The following is a 19,653-nucleotide window of genomic DNA, read 5'->3' as shown; positions in this document are numbered from 1 at the left end:
CTCAAGGAGGCCTTCACGGACTTGCGTTGTTCAGAATCGCGACCGAATTCGTCCATAAAACGTGAGTAACGTTCGGGTTATGGATCGAAGAGCGTTCATGGTGGCGGCCGGTGGTGCGGCGGCAGGGGCAGCGATGCTGCCGGGTGAGGCGGAGGCGCAACCCCAGGGACAAGCGAAGTGGGGACCGCACTGGCCGGTCGTCCGCTTCAACATCCTCAGCGACATCCAGGGGGATCTCGCCGACTTCGGCAAGGCACTCGACGACCTGCACGCGATCAACCCCGGCAGCGCGGGACTCGGTATCGCGGGGGACCTCACCCCGCGCGGCTACGACTTCGAGTACGCCCAGCTTCGCTCGACCTTCGACAAGCACCCGCATCCGCGCGAGGTCGCGTGGGCCATCGGCAACCACGAGTTCTACGTCCCGAAGTGGCGGGATCCCGACACCCTCGCGCAGGAGACCTGGCCCAACGGGACGACCGAGGACTCGCTTTTCCGCAGCTTCTACCGGTTCGCGGGCCGCAACACCGTCTACTCCGAGACGTCGTTCGGCGGCGTTCCGGTGCTCTGCCTCGGAACCGAGCAGTACGCGAAGTACCACGACCCCAAACTGTGGGACGAGGTCTGGATGAGCGACCGGCAGTTCACCTGGCTCGAACAGCGCCTCCGGTACTGGTCGAACCGGCGCAGCCCGGTGATGGTGCTGACCCATCATCCGCTGCCCAACACCGTTTCCGGTACGCACAACAAGCTCTACCGGTCCGACTACCTCCAGCCCGACAGGCTGCTTTCGATCCTCGGCCGCCACCGGGACGTGTTCCTCTTCTCCGGGCACACGCACTGGGATCTGAACCTGTCGGACTGGGTGGTCCGCCGGGTGGTGCCGGGCACCGGGAATCTCGAAGGGTTCACCGTCGTCAACACAGCCGCCGTGCAGACCGGCTGGACGGACGACGGCAAGGGCGGGGAAGTATCCCTTGGCGGCGCGTTCAACCAAGGGCTGCAGGTCGAGGTCTCACCTGGCTCGGTGGTCATCAAGGCCAGGGACTTCACCACGAAGACCTGGCTGAAGCAGATCACCGTTCCGCTGCACAACTCCTGGGGATTCCCGCACTGATCGGGCGTCGGTGCGGCGGGTGCCTTCACGCGTAACCGGCTGGGTTGCGAAAGCCACTTTCGCAACACCTCCTGCCAGGCACGGCGCCCAGGCGGTCCCTGGCGGCACGGGCGATTCCAGCCGACGAAGGCCTACCTCCGATGCTGTGGACTGGGGCCGGGTGGACTGGTCCGGAGGGGATTTCCGGTCATCCAACGCACCAAAATCCACACGGTCAGCGATCGCCCTGACAGCGAGTGAGGGGTGTGTGGATATAGGGACACTCAACGTCCCCATCGAACAGACTTACAGGACGCGCCCAGAAGGACCCCGGAAGTACATGAAGGCCCCCTTCCTTGCGCCAGGCGCAAGGAAGGGGGCCTTCATGTACTCAAGAGGAAACGGCTCAGTTGGCCGGTTTGACCTCGGTCTTCGGGTCGCCGTCGACCGCGGCGGCGAGCTGCGGGACGATCCGGTCGATCACGTACGGCAGGCTCAGCACGGTCACGAAGGAGACCGCGCTGCCATAGGTGCCTTCATTCTCGATGAAGACCTCACGCTTTTCCTTCGACACCTTCAGACCACTGTAGAGCGCGTCCTTGCCGAGGATCTCCTGCGCCTTGGCCGGGGTGTCGATGAGCCACACGAGCGCGTCGCGGTCGAGCAGGTCGGTCCGCTCGGCGCTGAGGCTCTTGCCGAACTTGTCGCCGATGGCGGCGTCGAGGTCGGCGGGCAGCTTGAAACCGAGCGATTCGAGGATGTGCGAGCGACCGTCCTGGCTGCCGTAGACGAAGTAGCCCTCGTAGGTCGACGCCATCAGGGCCGACTTGCCCGCGAACTCCGGGTGTTCCTTGCGGACCTGGGCGAACTTGTCTTCGACGCCCTTGACCAGTTCGTTCGCCTTGGTGGCGCGCCCGACGGCCTGGCCGACCTTCTTTGTCGCCTCGTTCCAGGGGATGCCGTAGTCGTTGTACTCCTTGGGCTGCGCGACGACCGGGACGCCGATCTGGCTCAGCTTGTCGTACTGCTCCTTGGTGAGCCCGGAGTACAGCGCGATGATCAGATCCGGCTTCAGCGCGGCGATCTTCTCGTACTGCGGCCCGTCCACGTCCTTGAGGACCTCGGGCAGCGCGGCGCCGCCGAGCTTGTCGGTCGCCCACGGGCCGATGGTGCCGGGGAACTTGCCGAGCCAGTCGGTGACACCGACCGGGACCACGCCGAGGGCGAGCAGCGCGTCCTGCTCGGTCAGGCCGACCGTGACGACACGCTTGGGCTCCTGCGTGATGGTGGTGCTGCCGTACTTGTGCTCGATCGTCGTCGGGAACGCGTTCGCGTCCACCGCGGAGCCGGCGGAGTTCTGCGCGGCCGGGGTGGCCGACTCGCCGCCTCCTCCGCACGCGGTGAGCGAGGCGGCCAGCACCAGGGTGGACGCCAGCAGGCCGGCGGTCTTCAGGCGCCCGCGCACGGCGGAGAGGGTGGGGATTCGGGCCATCATCCGTCCTTCGTGATCGGCGGTCCGGCGCAATGCCGGATTAATCGAGAATCAGGTTTGGCTAACCTAAGACGCGGACCGCTCGATTGCAACCGGTGACGGTGCGTCCCGGGTCACGTCCGTGAACGGTTGTCCGACCATGCCGCCCAAAGCGTTGCGTACTGACCGCCGGATGCCACGAGTTCGTCGTGTGTCCCGCTTTCGACGATCACGCCCGCTTCGAGCACGACGACGCGGTCCGACGCAGCGGCCTGCGTCAGCCGGTGCGCGACGACGAGACCGGTCCGGCCCTCCAGCGCGGCGGCCGCGGCGGCTTCGAGGGTTTTCGCGCCCGCGCTCCCGGCTTCGGCGGTGGCCTCGTCGAGGATCGCGATCGGCGGGTCCGCGAGGACCAGCCTGGCCAGCGCCAGCTGCTGGGATTGGGTGACGGTCAGCTGGTGCCCGCCTTCGCCGACGACGGTCGCGAGACCTTCGTCCAGTGCCTCCGCCCAGCCGCGCGCGCCGACTTTTTCCAAGGCGGCCAGCAACTCCGCGTCGGTCGCGCCGGGACGGGCGAGCCGGAGGTCGTCCGCCAGCGAACCGGCGAAGACGTGCACCTCCTGGCTGATCAGCGCGACGGCCTGCCGGGTGGCGGACGGCCCGAGCTCGTCGAGCGGAACCCCGCCGACGGCGATCTTCCCGGAGTCCGGGGTGTGGATCCCGGCGATCAGCTTGGCCAGCGTCGTCTTCCCGGCTCCGCTCGCGCCGACCAGCGCGACCCGTTCACCGGGGGAGAGGCTGAGGTCGACGTCCCGCAGCACCGGGTGTCCGTCCACATAGGAATGACAGAGCCCGGCCGCCTTCACCGACGCGTCAACGGGTTTCGCGGGCAGCTCGGGTTCGCGCGGGGCTGGCAGGTCGGCGACACCGACCAGCCGGGCGAGGCTCGCGGCGGCCGCTTGCGCGTCGTCCACCAGCGCCAGCGCGCTGTTGATCGGACCGAACAGGCTGTGGAAGTACAACGCCGCCGCCGTCGCCGCGCCGACGGTCACCGCGTCGGCGCCCACCAGCAGGAAACCGGCCGCGAGCACGGCCGAGAGGCCGACGAACTCGGCCAGGTTGAGCCGGGCGAAGAACTTCGTCATCAGCCGGACACCGCGCAGCATCAGGTCCATCGCGCCCTCGGACCGCTGCCGGACCCGCTCCACGTGGGCGTCGGCGAGCCGGAACGCGCGGACGGTCTTCGCGCCGCCGATCGTGTCGAGCAGTTGCTGTTGCTGCGAACCGGTCGCGATCCGCTGCTTCGCGTACAACGGCACGGCGTTGCGGACGTACCAGCGCACGGTGTGCAGCTGGATCGGCGTCGCCAGCAACGCGGCCAGCAGGAACCGCCAGTCGAGGACGGCGAGCGCGCCGAGGGTCAGCACGATGGTGAGCACCGAGCGGCCCAGTTCGGGCAGGGCCTCACGGACCGCCCTCGCGACCACCGTGACGTCGTTGGTGACGCGGGCGGTCAGGTCGCCGGAGCCCGCGCGTTCGACCTGCTCCAGCGGGAGACCGAGCGCCCGGTCGACGAACCGTTCGCGCAGTTCCGCCAGCAGTGTTTCGCCGAGCTTCGCGGTCAGCGAGACACCCAGCGCCGTCGCGATCGCCTGCCCGACGGCGACCAGCACCAGTGCCACCACGGGGGTGGTCAGTTCGGTCGCGGGCCGTTTCTCGATGACCAGGTCGACGATGTGGCCGAGCAGGCGTGCGGTGAGCAGTCCGATCGCGGTCGCGCAGACGAGCATCGCCAGCGCGCCGGCGGCACGGGCCTTCGAGGTGCGGAGCAGTTCGCCGAGGACCGCGCGGATCCGCTTGCCGTCGGCGGTGGGGAGCAGTTCGCGCGTCATGACAGCACCGCCGCGCGGTAGTCGGCGCGGTCGCGGGCGAGTTCGGCGTGGCCACCCTCGCCGGTGATCCGGCCGCCGTCGAGGACGACGACGCGGTCCGTCACGGCGAGCAGGGCGGGGCTCGTGGTCACCAGGATCGTGGTCCGTCCTTGTCGTAGCCGGGCGAGCCCGGTGGCGATCTTCGCCTCGGTCACCGTGTCCACCGCCGTCGTCGGGTCGTGGACGACGAGCACCGGCGCGTCCGCGGCGAGTGCGCGGGCGAGCGCGACCCGTTGCCGCTGCCCGCCGGAGAGGGAACGCCCGCGTTCGGTGACCGCGGTCGCGGTGCCGTCCGGCAGCGCCGCCGCGACCTCGTCCGCGGCCGACGCGGCCAGCGCGTCGCCGGAGTCGCGGCCACCGGCGTGCACGTTCTCCGCCAGGGTTCCTTCGAACAGGTCCGCGTCGTGCGCGGCGACCAGGACGATCTCCCGCACCCGGTAAGGGTCCACAGTGGACAGATCGACGCCGTCGACGTGGACCTGGCCCTCGGCGGGATCGCCCGCGCGGCCGAGGCAGTCGAGAAGATCGGTCGCGGCGGCCGGATCGGCGGCGACGACGCCGATCAGCTGCCCGGCCGGGATGTCGAGGTCGACCCCGCGAAGGCTGCGGTACGACACCTGGGTGAACTTGACGTTCCCGCCGGCGGGGGCGGGGAGTTCGCCGTCACCCGGTTCGACCGCCACCGGCGTGGTCAGCAGGTCGGCGACCCGGGACGCCGACGCGCGGCCCTGCGCCAGTTCGCCGTTGACCCACGAGAAGATCAGGAACGGGGTGAGCAGGAACTGGGCCAGCCCCACCGCGGCGACGAGGTCGCCGACGCTGATCGATCCCGACGAGGCGAGATGCCCGCCGACGAGCGCGACGACCGCGATGAAGACGCCGGTCAGCGCCAGCACCGCGCCGTCGTGCCAGGCCTTCGCCCTCGCGGCGCGCAAGGTGGCCTTGAGCGAGTTCTGGCTGGTGTCCCGATAACGCGCGACGGCGGCGGGTTCGGCGCCGATGCCCTTGAGCACCCGCAGACCGGAGACCAGATCCGTGGCGACCCCCGAAGCGTGCGCGGACCGCTCCTGTTCGGCCTCGCTGCGGCGTTCCAGCGGCTTGCCGATGAGATGCGCGAGGTACAGCAGCGGCGGCGTGCCCAGTAGCACGAGGAGACCCAGCGGAAGCGAGATGCGCAGCAGGGCGACGGCGCTGACCAGCACCCCGGCGAGCGCGGCGATCCCGAACGGCAGCGCCGCGTTCACCACGCCGACCCGCTGCGCGTCGCTGGTGCCGATGTTGACCAGTTCACCCGCCAGCTTGCCGTTTTCGGCGCCACCACCGGGATGCAGGACGCGGCGGCTGATCGCGATGCGGAGATCGTGCGCCGCCCGCAGCGAGGCGCCTTCGGCCGCTCTCGCGGCGAACCGGTAGCTGTAGGACAGTCCCGCGAAGACCACGCCGAGCACGGCGAGCCAGAACACGAGCGTGCCCACGGAACCGCCGGCGACCGCCTGGTCGATCACCACCCCGATGATCACCGGGACGAGTGCTTCACCGCCCTGATGTCCGGCGGCGAGCACGGAAGCGAGCGTGACTCGACGTCGCTGCCCGGAGATGGCCTGGCGCAGGACGCTCCGGCTGGTGGTGGCCGTTGCGGACACCGGCGCCTCCGTGGGTCGGGGGTAGGTAAGGCTAGTCTAAGTAGGTAGCTCGTTGAGGTGAACTCCGGCGTTCGGTTAGCCTCGCCTCACTCGAAGGGAGGCTCCGTGGTCGTCACCGAACGCGCGCCCGCCGCGGCGTCCCCGCCCAGCGCGGCGGCACGGACGTTCCGCGCGGGCGGTCTGGTGGTCGGGCTCGCCTTGCTGGCGCTCGTGTTCCTGCTCAGTATCTGGGTGGGGTCGAAGAGCATCCCGTTCACCTCCACCTGGTCGGTGCTGTGGCATAACGACGGCTCGACCGAAGCGGTGATCATCCACGACCTCCGCATCCCGCGGACCCTGCTGGGCGTGGTCGTCGGCGTGGCGCTCGGCCTGGCGGGCGCGGTGATGCAGGCGCTCACCCGGAATCCGCTCGCCGACCCCGGCCTGCTCGGCGTCAACACCGGCGCGTCGGCCGCGGTCGTGTCGGGGATCGCGTTCGTCGGGGTCACCGGCGTGCTCGGCTACATCTGGTTCGCCTTCGCCGGGGCGGCGATCGCGTCGGTCGTGGTGTACGTCCTCGGCTCGGCGGGCCGCAGCGCCACCCCGGACCGGCTCGTGCTCGCCGGGTCCGCCGTCATGGCGGTGCTCCAGGCCTACATCGTCGGGATCCTGCTGCTGATGCCCGAGACGTTCAACCAGTTCCGCTTCTGGAACGTCGGTTCGCTCAGCGGCCGCAAATGGGACGTGTTCTGGCAGATCTCGCCGTTCGTGGCGGTCGGTGCGGTCATCGCGCTGCTGCTCGCCCGGCCGCTCAACATCCTCGCGCTCGGCGACCAGACCGGGAAGGCGCTCGGCGCCCACATCGGCCGCACCCGCGTGCTGGGCGCGATCGTGGTGACCCTGCTCTGCGGCGCGGGAACCGCGGCCGTCGGGCCGGTCCTGTTCCTCGGGCTCGCCGTGCCGCACGCCGCGCGCATGCTGGTCGGCCCGGACCAGCGCTGGGTCCTGCCGTACTCGATGCTGCTGGCGCCGATCGCGCTGATCGGCGCCGACGTGGTCGGCCGCGTGCTGAATCCGCCGGAGGAACTGCAGGCGGGCATCGTCGTCGCGTTCCTCGGCGCGCCGGTGTTCATCGCGCTCTGCCGCCGCAGGAAGCTGGCCCGCCTGTGACCGCGATCAAGGAGCGCCCACCGATGAGCACCCGCGTCCTGCGCACCCCGGGCGGCGGACTGTCCCTGCGCGTCACCCCGCGGGCGGCGATCGTCGTCACCCTGCTGGCCGTCGCCGTGTTCTTCGTCGGCGCGGTCAGCATGACCACCGGCGACTACCCGCTGTCCGTCGGCGAGGTCATCCAGACGCTGTTCGGCTTCGGCGACCGGAGCACCGAGTTCATCGTGACCACCCTGAGGCTGCCGCGGCTGCTGACCGCGTTGCTGGTCGGCGGCGCACTCGCGGTCAGTGGCGCGATCCTGCAGAGCCTGTCCGGGAACCCCTTGGGCAGCCCCGATTTCATCGGCTTCACCGAAGGCGCCGCCGCGGGCGCGTTGCTGACGATCATCGTCGTGCACGGCGGCATGCTCCAGGTGTCGCTGGGCGCGCTGGTCGGCGGCGTCGTCACCGCGGCCTTGATCGCGTTGCTCGCCCTGAAAGGCGGCGTGCACACCTTCCGGCTGATCCTCGTCGGCATCGGCGTGAACGCGATGCTCATCGCGTTCAACTCGTACCTGATCACCAGGGCCGCTTGGCAGGACGGCCTGGCTGCCCAGGCATGGCTGGTCGGTGGGCTCAACGGACGCGGCTGGGAGCACGTCGTCCCGGTCGCGATCGCCATCGCCGTCCTGCTCCCGCCCGCCTTGGTCTACGGCAGAAGGCTTTCCCTGCTGGAGATGGGTGACGACTCGGCCAAGGGGCTGGGCGTGCCGGTGCAGCGGAGCCGGGTCGTGCTCCTCGCGGTCAGTGTGGGGCTGTGTTCGATCGCCACGGCCGCCGCCGGTCCGATCGCGTTCCTGGCGCTCGCCGCGCCTCAGCTGGCGAAGCGGCTGACGCGGTCTTCGGGACCCGGGCTCGCCGCGGCCGCGCTGATGGGCATGCTCCTGCTGGTTTCGAGCGATCTGATCACCCAGCAGTTCCTCGCCGGCCTGCCCGTCGGTCTGGTGACCGGGGCGATCGGCGGGCTGTACCTCGCCTGGCTCCTGGTTTCCCGGCGCGGGGTCAGCCGAGCTGCGCGCTGACCGGCTCGATCGGCGCGGGCTCGCCGAAGCGGGCCAGCGCCAGCGCCGCAGACACCGCGAGCACGAACCCGACCGCCGCCACGGCCGCGAACCCCGGTCGCGTGGTGTCGCCGAGGACGAGAACCCCGATCAGGGAAGGGAAAACGGTCTCGCCGATCACCATCATCGCGGTCGAAGTGGTGACACTGCCGCGTTGCAACGCGGTGGCGTAGAACAACATCGCCAGCGCGCCAGCCACGGCCAAGGTGTAGACGGCGGGGTCGGTCAGCAGATCCAGCGGGGCGAGGCTGGTGAGCACGCGGCCGGACAGGGCGACCACGCCGAAGCACAGGCCCGCGATCAGGCCCAGCGCCGGCGTCCGGATCCGCCGCGGCGCGCGGCCCGCGAGCATCCCGGCCGTGCCGAGTACGACCACCGCGCCGATCAGCACGAGCCGGAAACCCAGCCCGGTCGCCGACGAGCCTTCGCTCTCCGCCGACATCCCGAGCAACGCGAGCCCCGCGCAGACGACCGCGACCGCCGTCCACTCGCGACGTCCCAATCGGACACCGAGCGTCCTCGCCGCGACCGCGGTCACGGCGAGGCTTCCCGCCAGCGCCGCCTGGACCACGAACAAGGGCAGCACGCGCAGGGCGGCGAGCTGGGCGACGAACCCGATCACGTCCAGCGCCAGACCCGCGACGAACTTCCACTGCCGCAACACCCGCACGAGCAGCCGGGGATCGACGCGGTCCTCGGTGCCCGAGGTCGCTTTCGCGGCGATCGCCTGCATCACCGAAGCGACGCCGTACGCACAGGCCGCGAAGAACGCGCAAATCAAACCCCACCACATGCAACCCGAGCCTAGTCCTGCGGTGTCCACCCGGAGATCTCACGTGATCAGGCGCGTAACTCACGTGATCAAAGGGCGATCTCGCGTGCTTGAAGGCGTAACTCATGAGTTACGCCTTCAAGCACGCGAGTTCGCCGTTTGTGTACAGTGACCGCATGTCGAACACGGGTTCGAGTGCGGCCGAGCCGGTGGAGCGCGCCTGGCCGGCGGGGATCGCCGAGGACGAAGCCGGGATCCAGTGGGACTTCCTGCGCTTCCTCCGCGCCACCGCGGTGAACAAGGTCGCCGGGCTGACCAGGGAGCAGGCGGCCGCGACCCCGCTGACGGCGTCCCCGCGGATGAGCGCGCTGGGACTGCTCAAACATCTGACCGCCGTGGAGCGCTGGTGGCTCTCGATCGAAGCGGGCGGCGCCGAGCTGCCTTCGTTGTGGGAAGGCTCACCGGATCCGAGCTGGGACCTGACCGAGGACGACGACCCGCGTTCGGTCGTCGAGGCGTACCGCGCCGAGTGGGCGCTTTCGGAGTCGTCGCTGGCCGGGGCTTCGCCGGACGACCGGGCGCGCCGGTCGGGGGAGTTCACCGTCCGCTGGGTGCTCGCCCACGTCGTCCAGGAAACGGCGCGGCACGTCGGGCATCTGGACATCCTGCGGGAGCTGGCCGACGGAACCACGGGGGAGTAGCGCCGTAAGGTGTCCGCATGGCTGACAGGCTGTACTTCCGGCAATTGCTCGCGGGCCGCGACTTCGCGGTGGGGGACCCGGTCGCGACGCAGATGGTCAACTTCGCCTATCTGATCGGTGACCGGGAGACGAACGAGGCCGTCATCGTCGACCCGGCGTACGCGGTCGGCGATCTGCTCGACCTGCTGGAAGCCGACGGCATGCGGCTGACCGGCGTGCTCGCGACGCATCACCACCCCGACCACGTCGGCGGCGAGATGATGGGCTTCTCGCTACCGGGGATCGCGGAGCTGCTGGAGCGCGTCCAGGTACCGATCCACGTCAACACCGCCGAAGCCGAGTGGGTCCGCCGGATCACCGGCGTCTCGGAAACCGATCTGCGCTCGCACGAACACGACGACGTGCTGGAGGTCGGCGCGGTGCCGATCCGGCTGCTGCACACGCCGGGACACACGCCCGGCAGCCAGTGCTTCCTGGTCGACGGGCGGCTCGTCTCCGGCGACACGCTGTTCCTCGAAGGCTGTGGCCGGACCGATTTCCCCGGCGGTGACGCGGAGGCGATCTACCGGAGCCTGCAATGGCTGGCCGGGCTGGACGGCGATCCGGTCGTCTATCCGGGACATCAGTACTCGGTGGAGCCGTCGGCGAACCTGTCGCGGGTGAAGGACACGAACTTCGTGTACCGACCGAAGTCGCTGGAGGAATGGCGGCTGATGTTCGGCGGCTGACCGCATCCCGTCTCCGCAAGTAGGTGACGAATTGCGGGGGAGGGCGTCCAGATCGCGGGACGCGGGGCTCGGTGTTTGACCAGTCCGGTGCGGGGAGCCGAAGCTCGGAACCGTGACGCTCAAGCTGCATTGGTTCCTGCCCACCACCGGTGACGGCCGGACGATCGTGGAGCACTTCCACGCCAGCCGCGCCGCCGGGGCGTCCGCCGCCCGCGAGCCGAGCCTCGACTACCTCGCCCAGGTGGCCCGCGCCGCCGAGGCCAACGGTTTCGAAGGCGTGCTGACGCCGACCGGGACCTGGTGCGAGGACGCGTGGCTGACCACGGCCGCGCTCATCCGCGAGACGAGCACCCTCAAGTTCCTCGTCGCGTTCCGGCCAGGGACGGTCTCGCCGACGCTGGCCGCGCAGATGGCCGGAACGTTCCAGCGGATCTCGCGCGGACGCGTGCTGCTCAACGTCGTCACCGGCGGCGACGCGGTCGAACAGCGCCGTTTCGGTGACTGGCACGATCACGACCAGCGGTACGCGCGCACCGGCGAGTTCCTCGAGATCGTGCGCGGCGTGTGGAGCGGCAAGCCGTTCGACTACGTGGGCGAGCATCTCAAGGTCGAAGGCGCGACCACCCGGGCGGCACCCGATCCGGTGCCGCCGATCTACTTCGGCGGCTCCTCCGCGGCCGCGCTTCCGGTCGCGGCGAAGCACGCCGACGTCTACCTGACGTGGGGTGAGCCGCCCGCGCAGGTCGCCGAAAAGATCGCCAAGGTCCGTGAACTCGCCGAGGAACAGGGACGGAAGCTCCGGTTCGGCATCCGGCTGCACACCCTTTCCCGTGACACGGCGGCGGAAGCCTGGGCGGAGGCGGGAAAACTGCTGGAGGCGATCGATCCCGAACGGATCGCCCACACGCAGAAACAGTTGTCCGCCAGCGAATCAGTCGGCCAGCAGCGGATGGCGGCACTGCACGGCGGGAAGACCGGCGGCGGCGTCCGCGGTCTGGAGATCCACCCGAACCTGTGGGCCGGGATCGGTCTGGTGCGCGGCGGCGCGGGCACCGCCCTCGTCGGCAGTCACAGGGAGGTCGCCGACCTCATCGAGGAGTACCACGCGCACGGCATCGAGGAGTTCGTCCTCTCCGGTTACCCGCATCTGGAGGAGGCGTACTGGTTCGGTGAAGGCGTGCGGCCGGAACTGGTCCGGCGAGGCCTTGTCGCGTAGACGTCAGAGCGTGCGCGACAACGCCAAAGCGGCGGTCCGCACCGCGGGCGCGACCCGGTTGGTGTGCATGCGATTCGCCCAGCCGGAGATCGACAACGCCGCCACCGCCACCCCTTGCGCGTCGAGCAACGGGCTCGCCGCGCAGACGACACCGACCCCGGACTCCTCGCGTTCGAACGCGATTCCTTCGCCATGGATCTTGGCGAGCTGACGGCGAAGCAGGCCGGCGGCGGTGATCGTCCGCACGCTGACGCGCGGCAACCCGGCGTCGATCACCTGTGTCACCACGGATTCCGGGGAGAACGCGAGGATCGCCTTGCCGACGCCGGTGGCGTGCGCGGGAAACCGGCCGCCGATCCGGGACGGCAGTGACGGCGCGTCGGGCCCCCGCAGGATGTCGAGATAGACGACCTCGGTGCCTTCCAAGACCGCCAGGTGCACGGTGTTCCTGGTCGCCTCGCGGAGATCGGCCAGATACGGCCGCGCCGCCTCGACCAGTCCACGGCGCCGCACCGCGAGCTGGCCTATCTCGAACAGTTTCAGCCCGAGTCGCAGTGTCGCTTCCTCGCGTTCGAGCAGACCGGTCGCGACCAGATGGCCGGTGAGCCGGTGGACGGTCGACTTCGCCAGTCCGGTCCGCCGCGCCAGTTCGGAAACGCCGAGCGCGTCGTCGCCGGGACGGAAGGCCGACAGCAGCGCGGAGATCCGGGCGGCGACGAGGCCGTCCGCTCCGGTTCGTTCCGGGTCGTCGTTCCGCCCAGCGGCACGCATGGGTTGAGTGTGCCCTATCCGCTCGGGGAGCGTCACCCGACATGGCGCAACGGAAAGCGGTGGCCGCGATCGTCGGTCCCGGGAACATCGGCACCGACCTGCTCGCGAAGCTCAGGCGCAGCGAACACGTCGAGGTGCGGTACATGGTCGGCGTGGACCCGGACTCGGACGGGCTGGCCAAGGCCGCCGAGCTGGGGCTGGAGACCTCCGCCGGCGGCGTCGACTGGCTGCTGTCGCGCGACGAACTGCCGGACCTGGTCTTCGAAGCGACTTCGGCGAAGGCGCATCTGGCCAACGCGCCGCGCTACGCCACCGCCGGGATCCGCGCGATCGACCTCACCCCGGCCGCGGTCGGTCCGTTCACCTGCCCGGCCGTGGGCCTGCCCGAACGGCTGGACGTGCCGAACGTCAACCTCATCACCTGCGGCGGCCAGGCCACGATCCCGATCGTGCAGGCGGTGTCGCGGGTGACGCCGGTGCCCTACGCCGAGATCGTCGCGTCCGTCTCGTCGCGTTCGGCCGGGCCGGGCACCCGGGCGAACATCGACGAGTTCACCGCGACGACGGCGCGCGGGATCGAACTCGTCGGGGGAGCGAGCCGCGGCAAGGCGATCATCATCATCAATCCGGTCGAACCACCGATGATCATGCGTGACACGGTGTTCTGCGCGATCGACCCGGACGCGGACTTCGACGCGGTGAGCGAATCCATCCACCGCATGGTCGAGACCGTCCAGGGTTACGTGCCGGGTTACACGCTCAAGGCGGATCCCCAATACGACCCTCCGCGGCCGGGCTGGAGCGGGCAGGCGCGGGTCGCGGTGTTCCTCGAAGTCGCGGGGAACGGGGACTTCCTGCCGAAGTACGCCGGGAACCTCGACATCATGACGGCCGCGGCCGCCCGTGTCGGCGACCTTCTGGCCACTCAGGAGGTGGCGGCATGAGCTGGGACGACGTGAGCCGAGAGGTCCGGCTGGTCGACACGAGTCTGCGCGACGGCAGCCACGCGATGGCGCATCAGTTCACCGAGAAGAACGTGCGCGACACCGTCCGGGCCTTGGACGACGCCGGGGTCTCGCTGATCGAGGTCAGCCACGGCGACGGCCTCGGCGGCTCGACGTTCAACTACGGCTTTTCCCTTGTGGACGAACGGAAGCTGATCGCCGCGGCGGTCAACGAGGCACGGCACGCGAAGATCGCGGTGCTGCTGCTGCCCGGCCTCGGCACGGTCGGCGATCTGCGGGTGGCCGCAGACCTCGGCGCGGGCGCGGTCCGGATCGCGACCCATTGCACCGAGGCCGACGTGTCCGTCCAGCATTTCGGCGCGGCGCGCGACCTCGGGCTGGAGACGGTCGGTTTCCTGATGCTGTCCCATATGTCCACCCCCGAGGCGCTGGCGAAACAGGGCCGGATCATGGTCGACGCCGGGTGCCAGTGTGTCTATGTCGTCGACTCCGCCGGTGCGCTGATCCTGGAGGACGCGGGTGAACGCGTCGCCGCGCTGGTGGCGGAATTCGGGGACGAGGCCCAGGTCGGCTATCACGGACACCAGAACCTGAGCTTCGGCGTCGCGAACTCGGTCCTCGCCTACCGGGCGGGTGCGCGGCAGATCGACGGTTCGCTCGTGGCGCTCGGCGCGGGCGCGGGCAACTCGCCGACCGAGGTCCTCGCGGCGACCTTCGAGCGGCTCGGGATCCGCACGGGCGTCGACAAGGACGTGCTGATGGACGCGGCCGAAAACGTCGTGAGGCCCTACATCACGCGGCTCCCGGTGATGGACCGCTCGTCGATCGTGCAGGGATTCGCCGGGGTGTACTCGAGTTTCCTCCTGCACGCGGAGCGCGCCGCCGAGCGCTACGACGTCCCGGCGCACGAAATCCTCTACCGCGTCGGCGCCGCGAAATACGTGGGCGGTCAGGAGGACATGATCATCGACATCGCCCTGCAGCTGGTCGCCGAACGCGGTCAGGGCTGACGGTCGGCGCCGAGCACGAGGCGGACGCAGTGGTCGATCAGGCGCTCACGGCTCACCTTGAGCGAACCGTCGAGGTAGGCGATGAACACGTTGCTCAGCGCGCCGACCAGCCCGATCGACGTCATCTGCCGGTCGGCCGCGTCACCGTGGGACAGCTGCCCGCTGACCAGTTCGGCGAAGGAGGGGAGGAGCGCGATCCCGCGTGTGGTCAGCGCGGGATCGGTGATCGGCGCGAGCAGGAGCACGCGGCCTTTGCGCGGATCGTCGAGCATCAATTCGACGAAGGCGCGGACGGCGGCTTTCGCCCGTTCGGCGGGTTCGGCCGTGTCGCTGACGGCGTCGACGAGCGCCTGCCGTGCCTGCTCGCCGATGTGCTCGTACACCGTGACGACCAGTTCTTCGCGGTCGGTGAAGCTCTCGTAGAAGTACCGCTCCGTCAGCTTGGCGTGGCGGCACACCGCGCGGACGCTCACCCCGGCGCTGCCTTGGGTGCCGAGCAGGTCGAGGCCCGCGTCGACGAGTTGCTCCCGTCGCGTGGCCTTGCGGTCGTCCAGGGTCGTGCCTGCCCAGCTCCGGCCGGCCATGATCGGCTCCTCTTGTTGACTACGGCCGTTGTCAACTTTAACCTGACAACAGTTGTGGTCAATATAACCAGCTCAGTGAGGAGACCGGGGATGACACCACCGCGGCCGCTCGGACCGGATTCGCTGACCTGGAAGTACTTCGGCGACTGGCGTGGGCTGCTCATCGCGCTCTGGGCCGGATCCATGCAGAACATGCATCCCGAGCTGGGCGCGGGCGTCGAGGAGCATTCGCGGTTCTTCGAGGAGCGCTGGCAACGGCTGTTCCGCTCGCTGTACCCGATCGGGGGAGTGATCTACGACGGCCCGCGCGCCCAGCAGACCGCGCTGGAGGTGCGCGGCTACCACGATCGGATCAAGGGCGTCGACAAACACGGGCGGCGCTATCACGCGCTCGACCCGGACACCTTCTACTGGGCGCATTCGACGTTCTTCGTGAGCGCGATCCTCATCGCCGACAACTTCTGCGGCGGGATCGGCGAGGCCGAGAAGCGGAAGCTGTTCGACGAGCACGTCCAGTGGTACGAGATGTACGGCATGAGCATGCGCCCGGTGCCGGAGTCGTGGGAGGACTTCCAGCTGTACTGGAAGCGCATGTGCGAAGACGTCCTGGAGGACAACAAGGCGACGCGCGACGTCCTCGAGATCCAGGACATCGCCAAACCGCATTTCCTGCCCTGGCTGCCGGACTTCGCCTGGAACCTCGTCCGCGGGCAGGTGGCGCGGAACTTCGTCTGGCTGACGGTCGGGCTGTACGACCCGCCGATCCGCGAACGGCTCGGCTACACCTGGACCGAACGCGACGAGCGGCGGCATCGCCGGGTCGGGAAGCTGATCAACGCGGCGTTCAAACTGGTCCCGCGAGACCGCCGCTACCACCCGCGTGCCAGGGCGGGCTGGCGCCGGGAGCGTGGCGAACTGGCCCCGGACGCGCCGTTGGTCGAGACTCCCGCGAGGAACCTTCCGCCGCTTTCGGAGCGGGGCAAACCCGAGCACTACTCACCGAACGTTTAGGTGGTCGTGAGTGGCGCTTCGGGGTAGAACCCGAATCGCCACTCACGACAGGACTTCCCGCAAGTACGGACACTGACTAGGAGCCTCGATGAAGCTGGGTTACCACCTCGGTTACTGGTCCTCCGGCCCGCCAGAGGGCGCGCTGGACGCGGTCTTGCGGGCCGAAGAGCTCGGCTTCGATTCCGTGTGGACCGCCGAGGGCTACGGCTCCGACGCGTTCACCCCGCTCGCCTGGTGGGGCGCGTCGACCAGCCGGATCAAGCTCGGCACCAACATCGTCCAGATGTCGGCGCGCACCCCGACCGCGACGGCCATGCACGCGCTGACCCTGGACCACCTGTCCGGCGGCCGGTTCGTGCTCGGGCTCGGCGCGTCCGGGCCGCAGGTGGTCGAAGGCTGGTACGGGCAGCCGTATCCGAAGCCGCTGGCCCGCACCCGCGAGTACGTCGACATCGTGCGGAAGGTCGTCGCGCGCGAGGCGCCGGTGACCCACGACGGGCAGCACTTCCAGTTGCCGCTGCAAGGCGGGACCGGGCTCGGTAAACCGCTCAAGTCCACAGTGCACCCGTTCCGCAAGGAGATCCCGATCTTCCTCGCGGCCGAGGGGCCGAAGAACGTGGCGCTGTCGGCGGAGATCTGTGACGGCTGGCTCCCGCTGTTCTTCTCACCCAAGAGCGACGGCTTCTACCGGGCGGCGCTGCAGGAAGGCTTCTCGCGCCCCGGTGCCCGGCACGGTTTCGACGATTTCGAGGTCGCCGCGTCCGTCCCGGTGCTCGTCCACGACGACGTCGAGGAGGCCGCGAGCTGGATCAAACCGTCGCTCGCGCTGTACATCGGTGGCATGGGCGCGAAATCGGTCAACTTCCACCACGACGTCTTCGCCAGGATGGGGTACGAGGACGTCGCGGACAAGGTCCAGGAGCTGTACCTGGCAGGCCGCAAGGACGAGGCGACCGCCGCGATCCCGACGTCGCTCGTCGAGGACACCTCGCTGATCGGGCCGGCGGAGAAGATCCGCGACGAACTCGCCGCCTGGGAGGAGACCGTGGTGACCACGCTGCTGCTGCGGGGTGATGCCGCCACGCTCACGAAGGTCGCGGAGTCCCTTTCGTAGGTAGCGGCTTTCGGTCTCACGAGGCTTGACCGGCTCGGCGCCAGTGTCGTTGCCCGCCCGAGGTACATGAAGGACCCCTTCCTTGCGCCTGGCGCTGTGAAGGGGTCCTTCATGTACTGGGCTGAGGATCAACCGCAGCCGGAACCCACGTAGATACCTAAGACCGGGTTGGGCCCTAACCGTCCTCTCACCACCGACGACCAGCTGGGTCGAGCCGGCACTTTCGCGTGACTGCGTGGACGGCGCGTGTGATGCGGGGATAGGCCCCTTCAGCCCCGGCCGTTCGTGGGTTGCGACAGTGAGGCCCATCACGTAGCGTCCCCGCCACGAACGTGAAGTCGGTTCATGTTCGTGGCCGGGAGGTGCGACTCATGACGGTGAGCCGGAGGCGGATTCTGGCGGGCGCGGCGGCGTTGCCGGTCGCGGCGAGTGTGCTCGGCACACGGAGCGCCGAAGCCGCGCCGCGGCAGGGTTTCCGTGTCGGAGTCGGTCTCTCCGACGTCACCGGCCCGGCGGCCGAGAACGGCATGATGGGCTACTCGATGCCGCAGCAGCAGACCGCGGGCATCCACCTCCGCACCCGGGCGCGGGCTTTCGTCGTCGACGACGGCGCCAAGCGGATCGCCTTCGTCACCGCCGACCTCGGCGCGCTGTTCCAGTCCGTCCACCAGGGCGTGCTGCGCAAGCTCCAGGCCGCGTACGGCGACCTGTACACCGAGCAGAACGTGCTCCTCAACGCCACGCACACCCATTCCGCGTGCGGCGGGGATTCCCATTACGCCGCTTACGATTTGGCGATCCTCGGCTTCCAACAGCAGGTGTACGACGCGCACGTCGACGGGATCTTCGAGGCGATCAGCCGGGCGCACGCGAACCTCGCGCCCGGGACGATCCGGCTCGGACGCGCCGAGCTCACCAAGGCGAGCGTCAACCGCTCGCGCAAGGCCTTCGACCTGAACCCGAAGGCGGACAAGGACCACTTCCCGCAGGCGATCGACCCGGCCGTCACGGTGCTGCGGTTCAGCCAGAACGGGGTCGACGTCGGCGCGATCAGCTGGTTCGCCACGCACGGTACGTCGATGAGCAACGGCAACCACCTGATCAGCGGCGACAACAAGGGTTACGCCGCCTACGAATGGGAGCACGACCACGCCGGCGTGCGCTATCTCGACGGGAACCCACGGTTCGTCGCCGCGTTCCCGCAGACCAACACCGGCGACATGAGCCCGAACCTGAACCTCGAACCCGGCACGCCCGAAACCGAGTTCGAGAACACCCGCACCATCGGCGACCTCCAGTTCCGCGCGGCCAAGAGCGCCTTCGACGCGGCCGCCGAAGCCGTGACCGGGGGTGTCGACCACCGGATGTGCTACGTGGACATGTCCGACGTCGCCGTCGATGCGAAGTACACGCCGAACGGGCGGCCCCAGCGCACCTGCACGGCCGCGATCGGCGTGTCGATGCTGGCGGGAAGCCGTGAGGACGGCCCCGGCCTGCCCCTGCCGGAAGGCGTGAAGAACCCGTTCATCGACTGGCTCGGCGGTATCGACGCGCCGATCCCGCAGGCGCTCGCCGACGCGCACGCGCCGAAGGTGATCGCGGTGCCGTTCGGCGCGATGAAGCCGTATCCGTGGACGCCGGAGGTCCTGCCGCTGCAGATCGTCCGGATCGGACAGCTGCACCTCGTCGCCGTGCCCGCCGAGCTGACCATCGTCGCCGGGCTGCGCCTGCGCCGGACCGTCGCCGCCGAACTCGGTGTCCCGCTGGAGAACGTGCTCGTCCAGGGTTACGCGAACGCGTACAGCCAGTACGTCACCACGCCCGAGGAGTACGACTCGCAGCAGTACGAAGGCGCGTCGACCCTGTACGGCCGCTACACGCTTCCGGCATACCAGCAGGAATTCGCCAAGCTCGCGGCCGCGATGAAGACCGGGACGACGGTTGCGCACGGGCCGACGCCGCGGGATCTGCGCGGCAAGCTGATCAACTTCCAGCCCGGGGTCGTGTTCGACAGCGCGCCCGCGTTCAAGGGCTTCGGCGACGTCCTGGCCGACGCGAAGAGCACCTACGCGCGCGGCGAACAGGTCGCGGTCGAGTTCGTCACCGGGCATCCGAAGAACGACCTGCGGCGCGGTGGCACGTTCCTGGAGATCCAGCGGCTGGTCGACGGCAAGTGGATCAGGCACGCCGACGACGGCGACTGGGACACGAAATACCACTGGGCGCGGACGTTCGTCGCCGAATCGAAAGCCGTCGTCCACTGGAAGATCCCCGCGCACGCCCCGATCGGCAAATATCGCGTGGTCCACTTCGGCAACTGGAAGAACGGCTGGAACGGGGCGATCTCCGCGTTCAGCGGAACCTCGCGGACGTTCGTCGTCTCCTGACCCC

General features: G+C 69.5%; 17 protein-coding genes. 11 read left to right on the top strand and 6 right to left on the bottom strand.

Annotation, left to right across the window (positions count from 1 at the left end):
- Nucleotides 1-79: 79 nt before the first annotated feature.
- Complete coding sequence (locus ACLJO0_RS18380) at nt 80-1,117, top strand: metallophosphoesterase family protein (protein ID WP_410579694.1); 1,038 nt, start codon at nt 80-82, stop codon at nt 1,115-1,117.
- Nucleotides 1,118-1,502: 385 nt separating this feature from the next.
- Here the strand turns inward: ACLJO0_RS18380 and ACLJO0_RS18375 are convergent, their stop codons facing one another.
- From ACLJO0_RS18375 to ACLJO0_RS18365, 3 genes are all read right to left on the bottom strand, one after another.
- Nucleotides 1,503-2,588 (bottom strand): ABC transporter substrate-binding protein, encoded by a 1,086-nt coding sequence (locus ACLJO0_RS18375; RefSeq protein ID WP_410579693.1) that lies wholly within the window; start codon nt 2,586-2,588, stop codon nt 1,503-1,505.
- A gap of 113 nt (nt 2,589-2,701) precedes the next feature.
- The gene (locus ACLJO0_RS18370) at nt 2,702-4,459 is read right to left on the bottom strand and encodes an ABC transporter ATP-binding protein (protein ID WP_410579692.1); all 1,758 of its coding nucleotides are present in this window, start codon (nt 4,457-4,459) and stop codon (nt 2,702-2,704) included.
- Nucleotides 4,456-6,141, bottom strand: a complete 1,686-nt coding sequence (locus ACLJO0_RS18365) for an ABC transporter ATP-binding protein (protein WP_410579691.1) — start codon at nt 6,139-6,141, stop codon at nt 4,456-4,458. The genes ACLJO0_RS18370 and ACLJO0_RS18365 overlap by 4 nt, the downstream gene beginning before the upstream one ends.
- Nucleotides 6,142-6,246: 105 nt before the next feature.
- Between ACLJO0_RS18365 and ACLJO0_RS18360 the strand changes: the two genes are divergently transcribed.
- Together ACLJO0_RS18360 and ACLJO0_RS18355 are read left to right on the top strand one after the other, a co-directional pair.
- Nucleotides 6,247-7,290 (top strand): FecCD family ABC transporter permease, encoded by a 1,044-nt coding sequence (locus ACLJO0_RS18360; RefSeq protein ID WP_410579690.1) that lies wholly within the window; start codon nt 6,247-6,249, stop codon nt 7,288-7,290.
- 23 nt (nt 7,291-7,313) lie between these two features.
- Nucleotides 7,314-8,351: a FecCD family ABC transporter permease gene (locus ACLJO0_RS18355; RefSeq protein ID WP_396561780.1), complete on the top strand. Its 1,038-nt coding sequence runs from the start codon at nt 7,314-7,316 to the stop codon at nt 8,349-8,351.
- Here the strand turns inward: ACLJO0_RS18355 and ACLJO0_RS18350 are convergent.
- A complete protein-coding gene (locus ACLJO0_RS18350; protein ID WP_410579689.1) occupies nt 8,332-9,183 on the bottom strand; it encodes a DMT family transporter in 852 nt (283 codons plus the stop codon). The two genes, ACLJO0_RS18355 and ACLJO0_RS18350, sit on opposite strands and share 20 nt — an antisense overlap.
- 155 nt (nt 9,184-9,338) lie before the next feature.
- On the opposite strand from ACLJO0_RS18350, the gene ACLJO0_RS18345 reads away from it, so the two are divergent.
- The 3 genes from ACLJO0_RS18345 (at nt 9,339) to ACLJO0_RS18335 (ending at nt 11,807) form a co-directional block, all read left to right on the top strand.
- Nucleotides 9,339-9,863 (top strand): DinB family protein, encoded by a 525-nt coding sequence (locus ACLJO0_RS18345; RefSeq protein ID WP_410579688.1) that lies wholly within the window; start codon nt 9,339-9,341, stop codon nt 9,861-9,863.
- 17 nt (nt 9,864-9,880) lie between these two features.
- The gene (locus ACLJO0_RS18340; RefSeq protein WP_410579687.1) at nt 9,881-10,591 is read left to right on the top strand and encodes an MBL fold metallo-hydrolase; all 711 of its coding nucleotides are present in this window, start codon (nt 9,881-9,883) and stop codon (nt 10,589-10,591) included.
- Between the two features lie 112 nt (nt 10,592-10,703).
- Nucleotides 10,704-11,807: an LLM class flavin-dependent oxidoreductase gene (locus ACLJO0_RS18335; RefSeq protein ID WP_410579686.1), complete on the top strand. Its 1,104-nt coding sequence runs from the start codon at nt 10,704-10,706 to the stop codon at nt 11,805-11,807.
- Between the two features lie 3 nt (nt 11,808-11,810).
- Here the strand turns inward: ACLJO0_RS18335 and ACLJO0_RS18330 are convergent, their stop codons facing one another.
- Nucleotides 11,811-12,578, bottom strand: a complete 768-nt coding sequence (locus ACLJO0_RS18330) for an IclR family transcriptional regulator (RefSeq protein WP_410579685.1) — start codon at nt 12,576-12,578, stop codon at nt 11,811-11,813.
- 41 nt (nt 12,579-12,619) lie between these two features.
- Between ACLJO0_RS18330 and ACLJO0_RS18325 the strand changes: the two genes are divergently transcribed.
- Both ACLJO0_RS18325 and dmpG read left to right on the top strand, forming a co-directional pair.
- Nucleotides 12,620-13,522 (top strand): acetaldehyde dehydrogenase (acetylating), encoded by a 903-nt coding sequence (locus ACLJO0_RS18325; RefSeq protein ID WP_410579684.1) that lies wholly within the window; start codon nt 12,620-12,622, stop codon nt 13,520-13,522.
- On the top strand, nt 13,519-14,553 hold the full coding sequence (dmpG, locus tag ACLJO0_RS18320) for a 4-hydroxy-2-oxovalerate aldolase (protein WP_410579683.1): 1,035 nt from the start codon (nt 13,519-13,521) through the stop codon (nt 14,551-14,553). The genes ACLJO0_RS18325 and dmpG overlap by 4 nt, the downstream gene beginning before the upstream one ends.
- Here the strand turns inward: dmpG and ACLJO0_RS18315 are convergent.
- Nucleotides 14,544-15,137, bottom strand: a complete 594-nt coding sequence (locus ACLJO0_RS18315; RefSeq protein ID WP_410579682.1) for a TetR/AcrR family transcriptional regulator — start codon at nt 15,135-15,137, stop codon at nt 14,544-14,546. The genes dmpG and ACLJO0_RS18315 overlap by 10 nt on opposite strands.
- A 90-nt stretch (nt 15,138-15,227) precedes the next feature.
- Here ACLJO0_RS18315 and ACLJO0_RS18310 point away from each other — a divergent pair, with 90 nt between their 5' ends.
- The 3 genes from ACLJO0_RS18310 to ACLJO0_RS18300 all read left to right on the top strand — a co-directional run bounded on the left by ACLJO0_RS18310 (nt 15,228) and on the right by ACLJO0_RS18300 (nt 19,649).
- Nucleotides 15,228-16,148, top strand: coding sequence for an oxygenase MpaB family protein (locus ACLJO0_RS18310; protein ID WP_410579681.1), 921 nt, complete (start codon nt 15,228-15,230; stop codon nt 16,146-16,148).
- 88 nt (nt 16,149-16,236) lie between these two features.
- Nucleotides 16,237-17,262 carry an LLM class F420-dependent oxidoreductase gene (locus ACLJO0_RS18305; protein WP_410579680.1) on the top strand — a complete coding sequence of 342 codons (1,026 nt, stop codon included), beginning with the start codon at nt 16,237-16,239 and terminating at the stop codon, nt 17,260-17,262.
- 371 nt (nt 17,263-17,633) lie between these two features.
- Nucleotides 17,634-19,649 (top strand): neutral/alkaline ceramidase, encoded by a 2,016-nt coding sequence (locus ACLJO0_RS18300; protein WP_410579679.1) that lies wholly within the window; start codon nt 17,634-17,636, stop codon nt 19,647-19,649.
- The last annotated feature ends 4 nt before the right edge of the window (nt 19,650-19,653 follow it).

Origin of the sequence: Amycolatopsis sp. lyj-108 (assembly GCF_046549005.1) — a bacterium.
Lineage (GTDB): Bacteria > Actinomycetota > Actinomycetes > Mycobacteriales > Pseudonocardiaceae > Amycolatopsis.
This window is presented reverse-complemented; position numbering and strand designations above follow the sequence as displayed.